Raw genomic sequence first — 15,586 nt, forward strand, 5'->3', positions numbered from 1 at the left:
CCGCTCGCCGGGTCGGACCGGGAGCCCTTGGTCAGGCGAGCGTGAGCGTCAAGGTGGCGAGGTACACACCCGGCTGGGTGGACGCCGGGATCGACAGCGCGAGGGCGGCACCGCACTCGAACACTCCGGTGCTGCTCGACGCCGCGGCCGAACAGAGGGTGCGGGCGCTGCCGAGATCGGCGCCCTCACCCGCGGCGACCTCGCCCGGGCCGCGTGCCCTGCCCGCCGTCGGGTCCCAGCTGAGGCTGGCGGCCGGGATCGAGGCCGTCCCCAGTTGGGTGGTGAAGTCCGGAAGCTGGCCGGTCAGGGCCCAACCCGCGCTGGAGCCGCGCAGGTCGGTCACCTCGGCCTGCGGCAGGTCGCCGCTGGCGGTACCGCCGACGGTGCCACCCGCCAACAGCACTGCCGTGCTCGCGAGCGCCAGGGTGAAGGGGCCTGGCGCGATCTCTGCGATGATCTCCTGCTGGACCGAGCCACCCGGTGACTCGCCCGCGATCGTGTACGGCTGCGGGGCCGACGTGGAGCTCTGGAAGGCGCTCGAATCGGTCGGTACGAACGTCGCGGTGATCGAGTAGGTCCCGATCGGGAGCGACGTCGTGGTCAGCGTGGCGGTAGCCTCCGCACCGGTGACCGGCGCGGAGCCGATGGTGACAGTCTCCCGCCGAAACTCCACCGTGCCCGTCGCCGCGTCTGGCTCGACGTCGGCGGTGAGGGTCACCTCGGTCCCCGGGTCGACCGGGCTGGCCGGGGTGATCGCGAGGCTCGTCGTGGTCGCCACCGCGGTCTCGTTCTTAAGCGCCCAGTTGCCGCCGGTGACGGTCACCGGGGTGATGAACCTGTCCGGGTGCCGCCCCAGGTTCAGGTGGTAGCACTCCAGCACTACCCACCACTCGCCGTCGGTGGGAGGGGTGCCGCCCAGCGCGTCGGCGAACGACCGGTTCGGCGCCGCCAGCACGGGAGCGGTGTCGTAGCCGCCGGCGTCCAGCGACCGCGCGAGGTTCTGAAACGCGTCGCTGCCGGCAGGCCCGATCCTGAGCTGCGCGTTGACGCCGAACCCTGACGGGCACGGTGCGGACGTCGTGCCGCTGGTGAACATCGGCCGGTCCGCCACGCTGCCGCCGCTCTGCGACAGCGTGATGGTGCCGAGCGGGGCGGCCTGGGCCGGCGACGCGACGGCCACGAGACCGCCGGCGGCCACGGTCACCGCTGCCAGCAGCGCGGCCGCACGGGCGGACCAACGCGCGCTCATGAATCACTCCCCTTTTGAGGATGCAGCCGGCCGGGCTCCACTACCCGGCCGGCAACCAGACTTCCTACCGGCTGTGACCCCGCAGGCAGGCCAATCTCTCCGCCGGACATGCTGGAGTTAAACATTCGGTACACGGCAGACGGCTGTGCTTTGACCGGCATGGATCACCGGGCGTTCGCGCCGTTCCGTCGCCGGCCGAGGACCCGCAGGCCGGCACCGCCACCGACGAGTGCCGCGCCGACGGCTACGAATGCGCCGATGGCGAGGCCGGTACGGGGCAGATCGTCGCCACCGCCGCCATTCCCGTCGGTCGGGCTCGGCGACGGGCTGGGCGACTCGCTCGGTGAGACGGTCGGCGAGACCGTGGGGGTGGGCGAGACCGTGGGGCTGGTGGTCGCCGGTGCGATCGACACCGCGATGTCCACGCCCGAAGTGGGTTCGAGGCCCGCGGGTGCGCCCATCGACGTGGCCGCCGGCGCCCCGAACAGGACGAGTGCCACCGCGACCAGAAGCACGCCTCGGGCCGTCGACCCGGCCTCCACCGTCACCGCTTCGCCGCTGCCGTCGAAGTCGGGCAGTGCCGGCTGCCGGCGGGAACGCCACCGCCGGAAGAGCCAGAACAGGAGCAGCGCGACGATGAGCAGCAGCACCACGACGATGAGCCACGGTACCGCCCACATCGAGCGGGACTGGGTCAGCGAAAGCGTGGTGTTGTCGATCTGCGGGTTGACCGTGACCTGAGCCTTCAGCCAGCCAGCCGGGAAGACACCCTCGACCTTCCTGCTGATCCGGATCTCGGAGTCGGGCAGCAGCTCCGGAATGTCGATTACCTCGCTGTTGCCGAGCCGGATGCCGAACGGCCCTCGGACCTCGATCCGCGCCTTGCCGGAGAAGCGCACGTTGCCCGTGTTCGCGACCTGGTAGGTGACGGTCATGTCGCCGCCGCCGAACGGGATCAACGGGTTGTCGTACTGCGTGTCGATCTTAGTGATCTCCGCGGCCGGCACAGAGGGCCCGTCCACGCGGAGGTAGACGCGGGCCGCGACGCGGCGCTCGACGTTCACCTGCTGGCCCTGCTCGTTCGTGGCGCTGCCGGTGGCCGAGGCGATCAGGCCCCGATGTGGTCGCCCGGCTCGGCGTTCGCGGGAATCTTCACCTTGAACGGGATGTCCACCCGCTTGCCCACCGGAACCGTGTAGTCCTTGCGGGGCAGCGTGATCCACGCGCCCACGTCCTTCGGCTGCTCACTCGCGGGCAGCAGCGCGAACCCACCGTCCGGGGCGTTGAACGCGTCCGTCGCGTACACACTCACCTTCAACGGCTCCGTGCCGAGGTTGCTCACCCCGACCCAGTCAGACACCTCCTCACCCGGCTTCAGCCCGTACTCGAACCGGCTGCGCACGGTTGGGCCCTTCGGGCTCGACGGGACGACGCTCCACTTGAAGTCGTCCCCGGGTGCCTTGACCGGGGCGGCGCCAGCGGGGGCAGAGGGAAACGCCGCGAAGAGCACGGCCAGCAGTGCGAGCAGAAGCCCGGCGCGCGTGGCGGGCCGGGGTCGGTCGGTTCGGTCGGGTTTCATGGCTCGGGCTCCTCGGTGCATCCGGAAACAGGCATGCGGCGGAGGTGTCGCAGGCTATCGCCCACGACACCTCCGCCTATGTCAACCCGTGGCTGGGCTTGACCGCGAGGATCAGGCCAGCGTCAGGGTCAGGGTGGCGGCGTACGCACCCGGGTTGGCGGTGTCCGGCACGGACAGCGTCAGACCACCAGCGCAGTCGAACACACCAGCGCTGCTCGCCGTAACGGCCGAGCAGAGGGTGCGAGCGTCGCCGAGGTCAGCGCCGGCACCCGCGTTGACCGCACCGGAGCCGCTGACCTTGGTCGCGCTCGGCGCCCAGGTCAGGTTGGCGTTCGGGATCGCGGTCGTCGCCGGGGTGGTGTTGAAGTCCTCCAGCTGGCCGGTGAGGTCCCAGCCCGCGTTGCTACCGCGCAGGTCGGTGACCGTGGCCTTCTGCAGGTTGCCGGTCGCGGTGCCACCGACGACGCCACCCTCGAGCAGGGCGGTGTCACCGGCAACCGTGAGGGAGAAGGCGCCGGGGATGACGTCCGCGACGATTTCCTGCTCCGCCGCCGGGCCCTCACCACTGAGCTCGACCGTGACGGTCTTCGCGGTGGAGGTGGAGGGCTTGAACAGCGCCGGGTTGCCCGGCGTGAACGCGGCCGTGATCGAGTGGGTCCCGACCGGCAGCGAGGTGGTGGTCAGCGTCGCGACACCGGCGTTGACCGGCGCGGTGCCGATCACGGTGCCGGCGGCGCCCCGCTTGAACTGCACGGTGCCCGCGGCGGTCGCCGGGGCCACCGTCGCGGTCAGGGTGACCTCCTCACCCGACTCGACCGTGGCCGGCGAAACGGCGAGGTCGGTGGTGGTGTCCTCGACAACCGGGCCGGTGTCGACGCGCCAGTTGGTGCCCTCGACGACGATCGGCAGCTGGAACTCATCGACGTGCCGGCCAGCGGTCAGGCTGAAGCACTCGATGATGATCAGGTACGAACCCGGCGTGACCGTCGTAACGCCCAGCGCCTGGGCCAGCGACCGGTTCGGCACGATCGACACCGGAGCCTGGTCGTACCCGCCACCGCCCAGCGGGCGGCCCAGGTTCTGGTACGGACCACCGACCGGGCCAACCCGCAGACCAGCGTTCTCACCGAACGTGGCCGGGCACGGGTTCGACGAGGTCGCCGACGTGAACATCGGGCTGGCGTCGTTCGAGCCGCTCGTCGGGGCGACCGTGATGCTGCCCAGCGACGCCGCCTGCGCGGGCGACGCGACAGCCACCAGAACACCTGCCGACATCACGGCCGCACCAAGCAGCGCGCCCGCGCGAGCGAACATGCGCTTGCTCATGAATCACTTCCTCTCGCTGAGGATGATGCCCAGGCCGGACCCTTGGTGACCCGGCCGGCCCTCAGGCTCTACAGCAGCCATGACCCGGTAAACAGGCCAATCTCTCCGCCGAACGTGCGTAAGACGAATTCTCGGTGCCTCTTCATCAGGTAAAAGGCGGAGAGCAAGACCCATTCGGGCGGCCGGGAATGGCCGAAAGCAGTAGTTTGCCCGACGATGCTTCATCGCCAGGTACATCGTGTAGGAAATTGGCGCTGGCGTCGAGGCACCAAAACTCGTCGGCACGAAGGTGTACGCGCGCAAGGCAAACTCCGGGTTTTCCAAGCAAAATCCCGGATTCCGGCGGGTAGCCGAACGCTTCTGTCCACACTCGACGGTCACCGCAATGGAGCTGGAGCGCGGCGCGCGCGGCTGCCCACCAGGCGCCGCCGACCGCTGGAAAGGACGACCGGCTCGGGAGGTGGTCGCCGGGGGCGGTGTCGTAGCCACAGGCGGCCCAGCGGACCCTCGCAAGGGTCGAGTACTCACCGCCCGGCCCGCGGATCCTCGGCGCCGTAGCTGGTCGAGCGGGGCCGCCGGATCAGGCGGGCCGCAGCCGCACCGCCGGCCGTGCCGGCCGGCGGTGTTTGGGTTGTGAACCGCGCAGGGTGAGGCCGCGGGAGCAACGGTCCGGACCACGACGGACGTCGCGGTAGCTCAAATCACCATCCTGAATGGACCTGTCGTCACCATTGTGGACAGACCAAAAATGAACGGTGACGACTCAGCCGAAACGGCCGTTGACGTAGTCGGAGGTACGAGGGTCCTGCGGATGGTCGAACATCGCCGACGTCGCCCCGTGCTCCACGATCACCCCAGGCGTCCCCTGCGAGGCGAGGAAGAACGCGCATAGGTGCGAGACCCGGGCGGCCTGCTGCATGTTGTGCGTGACGATGACGATGGTCACCTCGTGGACCAGCTCCGCGATGGTCTCCTCGATACGCCGCGTGGACGTGGGGTCGAGGGCTGAGCATGGCTCGTCCATGAGCAGCACCCGCGGGCGTACGGCGAGCGAGCGGGCGATGCAGAGTCGCTGCTGCTGCCCACCGGAGAGTGCCCCGCCCGGCTGGCGCAGCCGGTCGCGGACCTCTTTCCAGAGGCCCGCCTTCGTCAGCGTCTCCTCCACCAGGTCGTCCCGGTCGCTCCGGGAGACCCTGAGTCCGGTGAGCTTCAGCCCGGCCACGACGTTGTCGTAGATGGACATCGCCGGAAACGGGTTGGGCTTCTGAAACACCATGCCTACCTGGCGGCGGGCGTCGGTGATGCGTCGCTCGGCGGAGTACAGGTCACGCCCGTCCAGCAACACCTCGCCGGCCAGCGACGCGCTCGGCACGAGCTCGTGCATCCGGTTGAGGATCCGCAGGAACGTCGACTTGCCACACCCCGACGGGCCGATCAGCGCGGTCACCTTGCCAGCCGGCATGGTCAGCGACACCCGGTCGAGCACCTTGTGGTCGCCGAACCAGGCGGAAATCGACCGCGCGTCCAGGCTCGCCAGCCCGTCCGCGTTCGGCCGGGGTACGGGCGCGGTCGCGGCGACCGGCGGACCGAGGTCGATCACGGTCGAGTCGTCGAGCTTGGCCACGGCACTATCCTTTCTGGACTGTCGCTAGAGGAGGTTGGGCAGGAGACGCGCGGCCTGGTCGGCGATGGCCAGCCCCAAGGCGAGCAGGACGGGTGCACCGACGACCCAAGCCTGCCAACCGCCCCAGCGGGCGCGCAGGTAAGTGATCGCCAGAGTGGCGAGGAGCAACGCCTGAGCCCAGAGCATAAGCGGCGTCCACGCGCCCTGGTCAGTGGCCAACGCGGCCTCCGCGGGCGGGAGCGACGCGGCGTTGAACTTGCGGGCCGGCGTCGGCTGGACCGTGCTGACCAGGTCGGCGTCGACCCGCACGAGATCCTGCGGGACGAACGGGGATCCGTCCGCCGTGACTAGCGTTATCCGCCCCTTGCCCTCGGTCAGCGGCGGCGGCGCGGGCTCGCCGGGGTAGCGCAGCCCGCGTACCCGGTACTCGTGCGTGCCCTGCCCGGTCGTCGCCGTGATCCGGTCACCGGGCAGCAGCAGGTCCAGGTCGCGGAACGGACCTCCGTACGCCGCCCGCCGGCCCATCACGACGGCGGTGCCGGCCTGTCCGGGCAGCACACTGTCCCGGCGGTGCCCCGGACCCTTCTGGAGCACGTCGCCGCGGGTTCCTTCGAAGACGACGGTCCGCAGGCCGACCGCCGGGATCTCGAGCACGGCGACCGCCGAGCCCGGCTCGACGAGGCGCTCGGTGCCTTCCTCGGCGCCGTCCGTGAACTCCAGCCGGGTCTGCCCCACCGGCGCGGTACCCCGGGCGAGTTCGGCGCGGAAGTCGGCAAAGGCCGTCTGCTGGTTGCGCTGATACTGAAGCTGCGAAATCACCGTCAGGTGGACGACGAAGCCCAGCGTCACCGCGGCGAGAATGCTCAACGCGATGCCCGGTACCTGGAGCGCCAGCACGATCACCGGGGAATCAGGCCGTCGTGGTGGTGGCGTCGCGGCCGGCGGCGCGGGCGCGGAGGGCGGCGGCGGGACCGGAGCCGCCGGCTCGCGAGGCGTACTCGCGGCCGGCGGCTCGTGCATCGTGATGGTCATTCCTTGTCGTCCGGCCAGTTCACCGGCTGGGGCTCCGGGCGCCGGCGGCGGGTGAAGAGCATCGTGCCCGCGCCAGCCCCGATCAGGGCGAGGCCAGACGCGCCGATCGCGATCAGCGGGGCGCCGGTGCTGGCCAGGTTGCCACCACCGTTGCCGTCGCCATCTCCGTCACCGTCCCCGTCACCATCACCATCTCCGTCGCCGTCGCCATCCCCGTCACCATCTCCGTCATCGGTGGCGGTAATCACGTACGTCCGCGCGGCGGAGGTCGAGGGTTGGAACGCGGTGGCGTCGGTGGGCGTGAAGACGGCGGTCAGCTGGTGTGTGCCGACTGCGAGCGCGCTCGCGACGACGGTAGCCGCGCCGTTGTTCACAGTCACGTCCGCGCCGATCTGGGTGGAGCCGTCCATGAAGCGCATGATGCCGGCGGCGGTGCTCGGGGTCACCGTGGCGCTCAGCGCCACGGGCGTGCCCTGCACCTGCGGCGACCCCGGGTTCGTCACCAGAGCCGTCTGCGTCGCGACGGCTCCGGCCGGTGCCTCACCGATCCGGTATGCGCTCTTCACTCCGACGGACGTGCCGACCGTGTCCTCTTCCCCCTCCGCCGGGGTGAACCCCGCCTCGAATGTGTACAGACCGTCCGCGAGACCCGAGACCGTCGCCTCCGCCGTCCCGTCGGTCAGGGGAACGGTGTCGATGACCGTCGTGGCGGAGCCGGCGGTGTCGGGCTTGTACCGGAACTCGATCGTGCCGCCCGTCGGCTTCTCTACCGTACTCGTGAAGATCACCGAGGCGGACAAAGCGACTTCGGACCCGGACGGGGCCTGGTTCTCCGGCGTGACGGTCAGCGCGGTCGTCGTCGGCCGCTCGTCTCCCGGGAACAGGACGATCTCGACGTCCGCGGAGGTCGATGCCAGAAATGCGTTTGAGTCGGTGGGGGTGAAGGCGGCACTGACCAGATAGGTCGTGCTGCTGGCGCCGATCACGGGCAGATGGGCCTCGGCGTTCGGCAGGGTCGCCTTCCCATCCGCGCCGACCGCCACCGGGTCGCCGATGTTCTCCACCACCGTGGTGCCCGCGCGCTTCCGGCGGAACTGGACGGGACCCGCGGCCGACGGCGGGTCGATTGTGGCGGTGAGGGTGATCGGCGTACCTTCCGGCACCGCGCCGGACGGCTCGGCGGTCACGGTCGTGGTGGTCGGTTCGGCCGTGCCGCAGCTGGCGGCCGTCGTCCACGTCGTGCCGTCACAGATCAGGATCGGGAGCTGGAACTCGTCCACGTGCCGGCCAGCGGTCAGGCTGAAGCACTCCATGATGATCAAGTAGGTGGTCTCGGTCGGCGGCGCACCGAGAGCCTGGCTCAGTGACCGGTTCGGCGCGATCGTCACCGGCGCCTGGTCGTACCCGCCGCCACCGAGCGGACGGCCCAGGTTCTGGTACGGACCGCCCACCGGGCCGACCCGCAGACCCGCGTTCTCTCCGAACGTGGCCGGGCACGCCCGCTCCGACGTCGCCGAGGCGAACATCGGCGAGGCATCGATGGTGCCGTTGGTTGGTGTGATCGTGATGGTGCCGAGCGAGGCCGCCTGCGCCGGAGTGGCGAACGCGAGGACGACGCCGGTCGCCAACACACCGCTGGACAGAAGGGTCGCCAATGCCAGCGCGAACCAGCTGCGACGTCGTTGCCTACTCATCGCTCACTTTCCTCCGGGTTGGTGATGTCCGGGCGGCCTTGTGGGCCGCCCGGACCTCAGATTTGGTACGTGATCAGCTGTTGAACCGGAGGTCGGTGTAGCCGCAGTTCGCCTCCAGAGGGCTGGAGAACGTGCCGCGGTAGCCGAAACCGAACAGCTCGATGACACGCCGCGGCTGGCCGTTGACGGTCACCGTGTCGCTGCACACCGCCGAGTTGATGCCGACGAACGTGCTGGCGATGGTCGCGTTGCCCAGGTCAGCCGTGGGAACGACGTTGTAAACGTCCCGGCGGAACGGAGCCGGGAAGTTGACGTTCAGCACGCCGTTGACGACCGGCTCCGTGTTGGGAACCGAGGTGGTGCTCATGGCAACCGGGTGGGCGAAGCCACGCCGGTCCGCCACGACCACCGGCGGCAGGGCGGCCTCGATGACCGCGTGGTTGGTCTGCGCGACGTACTGACCGGCCGAGAACGGAACAACGTGGGTCAGGTTCCCGTTCAGGACGGTGCCGTCGTGCTCCTGCACCCGGGGGTGCACCGGGATGGCGGGGGTGGTGATGTTGTTGTCCTGGTCCACCGCCATGCAGGGGTAGTCACCAGCGTTGATCTCGTTCTCGGTGATAGCCATACGAGCCGGCTGGATCCAGAAGTCCCAGGTGCCCGAGCCGGTCTGGATCATCCGCGGCACGACGGCGTTGCCGGCGACCCGGGTGTCGAAGCACTTGTACACGCGCTGGATCTGCGCGAACGACCACGCGAACGGCAGGTCACCCTGCTCGTGCACGGCCAGCGTCACCGCGTCCACACCCGCGGGATGTAGGTGTAGGCGCCGGTGGTCGACGGGGTGCTGCCGCCGCCGTAGCTCGACGAGCGAGCGAAGTCGACGCAGCCCTGAACGTTCACGCCGGTAACGGCCGGGTACTGGCCGGGCGTGCCCGGGCCGGCACCGTCAAGGTCCTCGCCCTCGGACGCGCGCAGCGCCTGGCGGCCCGCACCGGAGCCGTTCGGCCGCGAGAACGAGCAGCCGGTCGCCTTGGTCTTGATGGTGGTGGTCCCGCCCGCCGGCGGACGGGCGTCCCACGAAGCGACGATATCGCCGGCACCGAGCGCCTCGCCGAGGCCGTTGCCGAGGTCCTGCGTGGTGTCCGAGCCGACACCGGCCAGCTGGCGGAACTCGGTGGCCGGGTCCGGGTCCGCGACGGCCGGGGTGGCCGCCACGGCAAGCGCGACGACGGCGCTGACGCCGATCACCGCCGCTCTGCCGATGGTCTTGACCTTCATATGTGCTCCCTTTCTGCGGGACTCAGAGGCCTGGCGCGTAGGTTGAGCCGTAACCCAGACCTCCGGGCAAGACACTCAAGACTCGCCTCCATGCCAGACGAGCCGAAACGATCCTCGCGTCGCTGGACTGGCCACCGAAACCGATGCCAGACAAACGTTTCGCGCATGTGTCTCTCGCCAACACTTAGGCCGGATGAACAGAGGCTGGCGAATTAGCCCTTGCGCGAGGAGGGTCATTTTCTACCCGATCGGATGGCGAATCGCTGCATGATCGGACCAGCGATGCCACCGACCAGTCCCATAATCAACGCGGCAATCAGCAGGAACCGGATGATCCCCAATGGACTACCCAGCGTCGATTGCGATTGCGCCGCAGGGGTCGCCGATGGTGGGGCACCGGGTGCCGGGGTACCGGGGACGGGGTGGCACCTTCGCTGGGCACGCCGCTGGGCGTCGGCGTCTCACTGGGCCCGGATCCGTTGTCCGCCGGTGGTGACGTTGGGTTCACCCAGTTTTCCAGCTGGCTCGCCGCGATCATCGTCTGCTCCCGGAACGAGGCCGGCAGCGGGACGTAGCCCTGCGGCAACTGCCCCCACGCCTCACCCGGATCCTGGCCCGAGCCGGCGGCGTACCGCAGCAGCTTGGCGTACTCCCGCCGGGCGTCGGCCGCCTCACTGGTGTCGGCGATCGCGTAGGTCACGCTCGTCAGCGGGTACGCCCCCGGCGTCGCCCACGCCTTCACCGGGTCCACCACCTTCACGCCGTCCACCTGGCTCGCCACAGCGGTCGCGGCAGCGGCGCTCATCCCTTCCCTGGTAGCGGTCCGGCAGTCATCCGGCGGGAGAAGCGTGCCGGCCGCGTCCCGCTTGGGCTTGCAGAGCTGAGCGGTGAAAAGCCCGTACTTGGCCGCCGACGCGGAATCAGTGACCGACATGATGAACCGAGACCCAGCAGACTTTCGCGGGAGGTCGGAGAAGCGGCAGCACTCCGTGAGGTCCTGGGCCGGGGGAAGGAGGGGGAGCAGCGGCACTCCCTTTCCCTTCGTCTGGGCGCGGAGCGTCTGCAGCGCGGCCTCGCTCATCGAACCCATGTAGGGCCACTGGTCGAGCGCGCAAAGCAGAAAGTCGACATCGACCCCCTGGATCGGTACGAAGCGCCTCTCCTTGTAACAGTCGGGATCAGCCTTCGGGAAGGTCTCCGGCGCGCTTGCGAACAGATCCTTGTACGCCGGGTTGACCCACATGCCGTTCTCGTCAGGTTTCTTGCCCTGGATCCACGCCTTCGCTTCCGGGTCGCTCAGAATCCACTGCCAAACCTCGCGCGCGGCCGTGGAGCTTCCGACAGCGACCATCAGACCGGCCAGAGTCGCCGTCTCCGACCTCGGCCAATCTTTAAATACCGGGTTGAGGGTCAGGAACTCCGGGTCATAGCGGATGCTGTTCGGGTTACCCGCGGTTTGATCGGGGTTCTCGCCAGGGATGCCGTCGCGCGGATAGCTCTGGGTGAGCAGCTTGGCCAGTAGCCGCGGGGTCAGCTTCAGGTCGGTCAACGCCAGCCCGTGCAGTCGCTGGATCTCCTCCGGTGGCGGCTGACCACTGACGTCTAGCGGGTTGATGATGTTGTAGTCGATGTTGATCGCGACCACGGTACTGGCAAGCGTCACAGGGGCGTGTACGACCGGCGGGTTACTGGAGACCACCGGATCGCCGCTGTAGACCAAGCCGGGTGCGCCCTCGAGCGGGCTGGTGACCTGCGTCGCCGCCTCGAAGTCACTGATGGCGGAGTAGCCGAAGATCGGGCCGTTGCCGGCGCACAGCACGGGCTGCCAGGACGTCACGGCCTCGGCCACCGCCTCGGTGCCGGCGGTGCGCCGCTCTGCCTTGTCGAGTGAGCAGCCGCCCTCGACAGGTGCGAAGTCCAGCGGCACGACGATCCGGTGCTTCCACAGCGCCGGCGTGAACGGCGAGCCGTGCACGGCTTTCTCAGTGGCATCGACGTCATCGCCGTTGTACGGGTTGTGGAATCCGCGCGGGACGATCACCAGGGAACAGGGGCGCGGCCCCAGCACACCATCCGGTGCCCGGTACTGCGCCCCGCAGCCCAGGTTCGGTGAGAGCCGATCGTTCTGCACTTCGAAGGTCGCCCGGCCGGTACCGTCGGCGGCCGTCAACGCGTACGGGTACTCGTTGGTGGAGTCCTTGGAGAAGTACCTGGTCATGACGTCGTAGTCAAGCTCGTCACGAGTGCCGAGCGAGGGGTCAGGAACCTTGCCGAACGGCTCGGCGGCGCTACCGTCCCGGGAGCTCTCGCCGGTCACCGACTTGAACGGCACCATCCTGGCGTCTTCCCGCACCCCGGTCTTCGTGGGCGTCTCGTCCGGGTCCCGGACCGGGTAGACGACGCCGTCGCCCTTGAAGATCGATCGCCGGCCGGCCTCCGCGCTCGACTCCGTACCACCCGCGCCGATGAGCGTCGGTTTATCGAGATCCATACCGAACGCGCAGGTCTCCCGGAAGTCCATCGCCGCCGGATTGCCCCAGCACTGCATCAACTGGAGGTAGTCCGTGCCCAGCGTGGAACGCCGGGTGTGGGCTTGGCGCCCGTCCAGGTCACGATGAGTGCTTCGTTCGTGAGGTTTCTGGTCTTGGAGACGGTGACGGCGAGGCCGCTGAAGTCTTCGAAGCCCTGCTTCGTGCCGCGCACGGTCACTGCCGAGCCGCCGTCGCCGCCCCCGCCGCCACCTCCTTCGGCCGCGCCCTGCGCCGGGTCGGCGGCCGGTTCGATGACGAAGAGCAGGCCGGCGGCGATCATGGCCACCAGGAACCCGGCGATACTCCGCCGGTTCATACCCGACCCCCGTCGTCGCGACGGCCCCGCAGCGCGTTGGCGAGCAGCGGCGGTCCGAGGATCAGCCCGAGGAAGACCAACCCGGCGATCACCATGATCGTGTGCCGGAGGCGCCAGCCACCCTCGCCCTCGAGGGAGACCGGCTCGGCCACGACCTGCTCGCCGTCGCCCGCGCCGCCGCCGTCGTTGCCGGCGGCCAAGCCGGTGTCCGGATCGATCGGCCCGGAGCTGGTCGGCGGACCGGTCGTGGCCGAGCCGTTTGGTCCGTTCCCGTCGCCGTCACCGTTGTTGTTGCCGTTGTTGTTGCCACCGGTCGCGCACCGGGCCGACGTCTTGACCGGGGTCTGCTCGGTACCGGCGGTCCCGGCCGGGTTCTGCCTCGACCCCTTCCGGTCGCACTCGGACGGCCGGGGGGCGGTTTGGAGCAGCACGTTCCGACCGCCGCGGAAGGTCGGGTTGTTGCAGCCGGCGACGTTGATGTTTCGGTCCTCCGCGCCGGGGATCCGGTGCACCTGGCTTATCCCGGCGTCCACGAGGTTTTTCGGCAGCGGCGAGTAGCCCAGGACCTCGGCCTGCTGCTGCCCCTCGCAGAGGAAGTAGTAGGCGAACAGGCCCAGCGTGTATCCCTTGTCGACGGTCATGCTTGTCACGTCGAGTCGGTCGACCGGGATGATCATGTAGGAGTACGACGACAGCGGGTACGTCCGCGGGTCGTTGAACCGGTACACGCCGTCGAGGATCTGCGTCAGGTACGCCGGGCTGCTCTTGTTTTCGTTGATCTGGGCCTTGGTGAGCGCGACCGCCACGTTGGACGCGGTCGGCTCGGTGTAGTAACCGGCCTCGTTCAGCACCTTGGCCACGGGGAAGCGCGCGTTCTTGGCGTACGAGTACTCGACGTAGGTGATCGAGCCCTCGGCGTTGCTCTGCGAGACGTAGCCGGACACACCGTTCGAGCCGGTCTGCCCGATGAAGCCTTCATTGGACCGGTACGGGTACTGCGAGGTGAGGCCGCACGGCGACGGCTTGTTGAACTTCCGGCAGTAGGCGTCCCAGATCGACCCGTGCTCCTTGCTCATCCAGAGCGTGAACTGCGCGCTGGTGCCGGAGCCGTCCTGGCGGACCACCGGCACGACCGACCGCGCGGGCAAGTTGAGCCCCGGGTTGTCGGCCACGATCGCTGGGTCGTTCCAGCGCTTGATCGCGCCCGTGAAGATCTTCGCGATAACCTCGCCGGAAAGGCGCAGGTTGGTCACCCGGCGCCCGCCGATCCGCAGGTTGTACATGAACGCGGTACCGCCGGCCACGATCGGCATGTACGCGTACGTGCGCGTGGGAGGCGGGTCGGTGCCGGCGAACCTGTCCGTCATCCCGTACGGGATTTCGGACACGCCGAAGTCGACGGTGCCCTGCTTGTAGCGGTTACGGCCGTCCGTCGAGCCGCTCGCGTTGTAGTTGACCGTGATGCTGCGCGCGACGTTACGTCGCCAGTTCTCGATCGCGTTGGAGCTCCAGGTCGAACCCGCGCCGTTGATCGGCACCTTTCGCGGCGCTGGCGCGGGTGCGGCCGCCCCCGGCGCGGGTGGCCCGGCAAGAAAAACCAACATCAGTGCCGCGGTAGCGGCGACGACGCGGGCCAGGCGGTGGGCCACGTCGGTCCACTTTCTGGTCATATGCTCAGTTCCCTACTGTCGGTCGATCCGGTGCTGTAGGTCTGCGCAGCCGACGCCCGGCGGGCGTGTTCGCGGGCCGCGTACCGGCGTGCGTCGCGGTAGGACGCGCGCACCCGGCGGCGTCGCTGCCCGCGGGTGAGCTGTCCCGGGATCCGGCCGCCGATGAGGCGGGCCAGGACGAAAAGGAAGAGGACGAGCATCATCAGCACGGCCGCGGCGCCGAAGCCACGCGAGATCATGGTGTCGGACGGCGTGCGTACGAGCTGAAACGTCAGCAATGGCAGCGACATCTGCGGGTTGGCGGTCGGGTTGATGTTGGTGACCGCGGTGGCGCCGACGGTGAGGAGCACCGGTGATGTCTCGCCGATGCCACGCGCGGTGCCGAGGATGACCGCCGTCGTGATCCCGGACCGGGCGGTCGGCAGCACGACGTGCCAGATCGTGCGCCACTGGGATGCGCCGAGGGCGAGCGACGCTTCGCGCAGCGAGCCCGGCACCAGCCGGATCACCACGTCGGCGGCGCGGATGATGATCGGCAGCATCATCACGCTAAGCGCGATCGAGCCGGCCACACCCGACAGCGGCACGCCGAGGGTGAGAATGACCGTGCCGTACACGAAAAGACCGGCCACAATGGACGGCAGCGCGGTCATCGCCTCCACGATCGTCCGTACAAACCGGCTGTACGGACCGGGCAGCTCGCTGAGGAAGACCGCGCCGACGATGCCCAGCGGCATCGTGATCGCCAGGGCCATACCGATCTGTTCCAGCGTGCCGATGATCCCGTGCCGCACACCGCCGATGTCGAGCGACTGCAGCGGGCCGGCCGCGCGCATGTCCTCGTAGTAGAAGTTGAGGTGGAACAGCGCGTCCCGGCCCCGGATGAAGGTGAAGGACACCACCACGACCAAGGCGAGCAGCATCAGGAAGGCGAGGCTGTAGATCATCACAGCCGCCAGCCGGTCGCGCACCGCCGGGCCGGACTCGTCGATCGACACCAGCAGTGCGTAGATGCCGAGAAACAACACGAAGGAAACGACGACGAAGCCGAGCAACCCGTCGAACGGCGCGAGCTGGGTGAAGACCACCGCGGCGAGGCTGATCGCGGCCGCTCCCGCGCCGAGGAGCGCGAGTACGTCGCTGCGGCGGGTGGTGCTCGTCGTACGCCGTACCTCCGGCGCGTCGGGCTCTGGTGTATTGCGGGGCAGCGTGGTCTCCGCGGGCGCCGAGTGCCGCCCGGACGCCGGATCGGCGGTAACCACGGCCTGTACCTGGGTCGTCATC

General features: G+C 69.3%; 13 protein-coding genes. All 13 read right to left on the bottom strand.

From position 1 onward, the window contains the following. Nucleotides 1-31: 31 nt before the first annotated feature. Complete coding sequence (locus tag Pflav_RS26505; RefSeq protein WP_173039093.1) at nt 32-1,249, bottom strand: Ig-like domain repeat protein; 1,218 nt, start codon at nt 1,247-1,249, stop codon at nt 32-34. Nucleotides 1,250-1,413: 164 nt separating this feature from the next. Beyond that, nucleotides 1,414-2,313, bottom strand: coding sequence for a hypothetical protein (locus Pflav_RS26510; RefSeq protein WP_173039095.1), 900 nt, complete (start codon nt 2,311-2,313; stop codon nt 1,414-1,416). Nucleotides 2,314-2,357: 44 nt separating this feature from the next. After that, entirely contained in the window at nt 2,358-2,828 is a 471-nt protein-coding gene (locus tag Pflav_RS26515) for a WxL protein peptidoglycan domain-containing protein (protein WP_173039097.1), read from the bottom strand. A 111-nt stretch (nt 2,829-2,939) separates the two neighbouring features. After that, nucleotides 2,940-4,154: an Ig-like domain repeat protein gene (locus tag Pflav_RS26520; protein ID WP_173039099.1), complete on the bottom strand. Its 1,215-nt coding sequence runs from the start codon at nt 4,152-4,154 to the stop codon at nt 2,940-2,942. A 763-nt stretch (nt 4,155-4,917) separates the two neighbouring features. After that, on the bottom strand, nt 4,918-5,691 hold the full coding sequence (locus Pflav_RS26525; protein ID WP_197939009.1) for a phosphate ABC transporter ATP-binding protein: 774 nt from the start codon (nt 5,689-5,691) through the stop codon (nt 4,918-4,920). 111 nt (nt 5,692-5,802) lie between these two features. Further along, a complete protein-coding gene (locus tag Pflav_RS26530) occupies nt 5,803-6,810 on the bottom strand; it encodes a sortase (RefSeq protein WP_197938751.1) in 1,008 nt (335 codons plus the stop codon). Next, nucleotides 6,807-8,504, bottom strand: a complete 1,698-nt coding sequence (locus Pflav_RS26535) for an Ig-like domain-containing protein (RefSeq protein WP_173039101.1) — start codon at nt 8,502-8,504, stop codon at nt 6,807-6,809. The genes Pflav_RS26530 and Pflav_RS26535 overlap by 4 nt, the downstream gene beginning before the upstream one ends. 73 nt (nt 8,505-8,577) lie before the next feature. After that, nucleotides 8,578-9,309: a hypothetical protein gene (locus Pflav_RS26540; protein ID WP_173039104.1), complete on the bottom strand. Its 732-nt coding sequence runs from the start codon at nt 9,307-9,309 to the stop codon at nt 8,578-8,580. After that, a complete protein-coding gene (locus Pflav_RS26545; RefSeq protein WP_173039106.1) occupies nt 9,297-9,785 on the bottom strand; it encodes a hypothetical protein in 489 nt (162 codons plus the stop codon). Before Pflav_RS26545 ends, Pflav_RS26540 begins: the two co-directional genes overlap by 13 nt. Before the next feature lie 316 nt (nt 9,786-10,101). Then, nucleotides 10,102-12,333 (bottom strand): hypothetical protein, encoded by a 2,232-nt coding sequence (locus tag Pflav_RS26550; RefSeq protein WP_173039108.1) that lies wholly within the window; start codon nt 12,331-12,333, stop codon nt 10,102-10,104. Next, nucleotides 12,333-12,632: a hypothetical protein gene (locus tag Pflav_RS26555; protein ID WP_173039110.1), complete on the bottom strand. Its 300-nt coding sequence runs from the start codon at nt 12,630-12,632 to the stop codon at nt 12,333-12,335. Before Pflav_RS26555 ends, Pflav_RS26550 begins: the two co-directional genes overlap by 1 nt. Further along, on the bottom strand, nt 12,629-14,302 hold the full coding sequence (locus Pflav_RS26560) for a phosphate ABC transporter substrate-binding protein PstS (protein ID WP_173039112.1): 1,674 nt from the start codon (nt 14,300-14,302) through the stop codon (nt 12,629-12,631). The genes Pflav_RS26555 and Pflav_RS26560 overlap by 4 nt, the downstream gene beginning before the upstream one ends. Next, on the bottom strand, nt 14,299-15,585 hold the full coding sequence (pstA, locus tag Pflav_RS26565; RefSeq protein WP_173039114.1) for a phosphate ABC transporter permease PstA: 1,287 nt from the start codon (nt 15,583-15,585) through the stop codon (nt 14,299-14,301). The genes Pflav_RS26560 and pstA overlap by 4 nt, the downstream gene beginning before the upstream one ends. Nucleotide 15,586 lies beyond the last annotated feature (1 nt).

The sequence above is a fragment of the Phytohabitans flavus genome (assembly GCF_011764545.1).
Lineage (GTDB): Bacteria > Actinomycetota > Actinomycetes > Mycobacteriales > Micromonosporaceae > Phytohabitans > Phytohabitans flavus.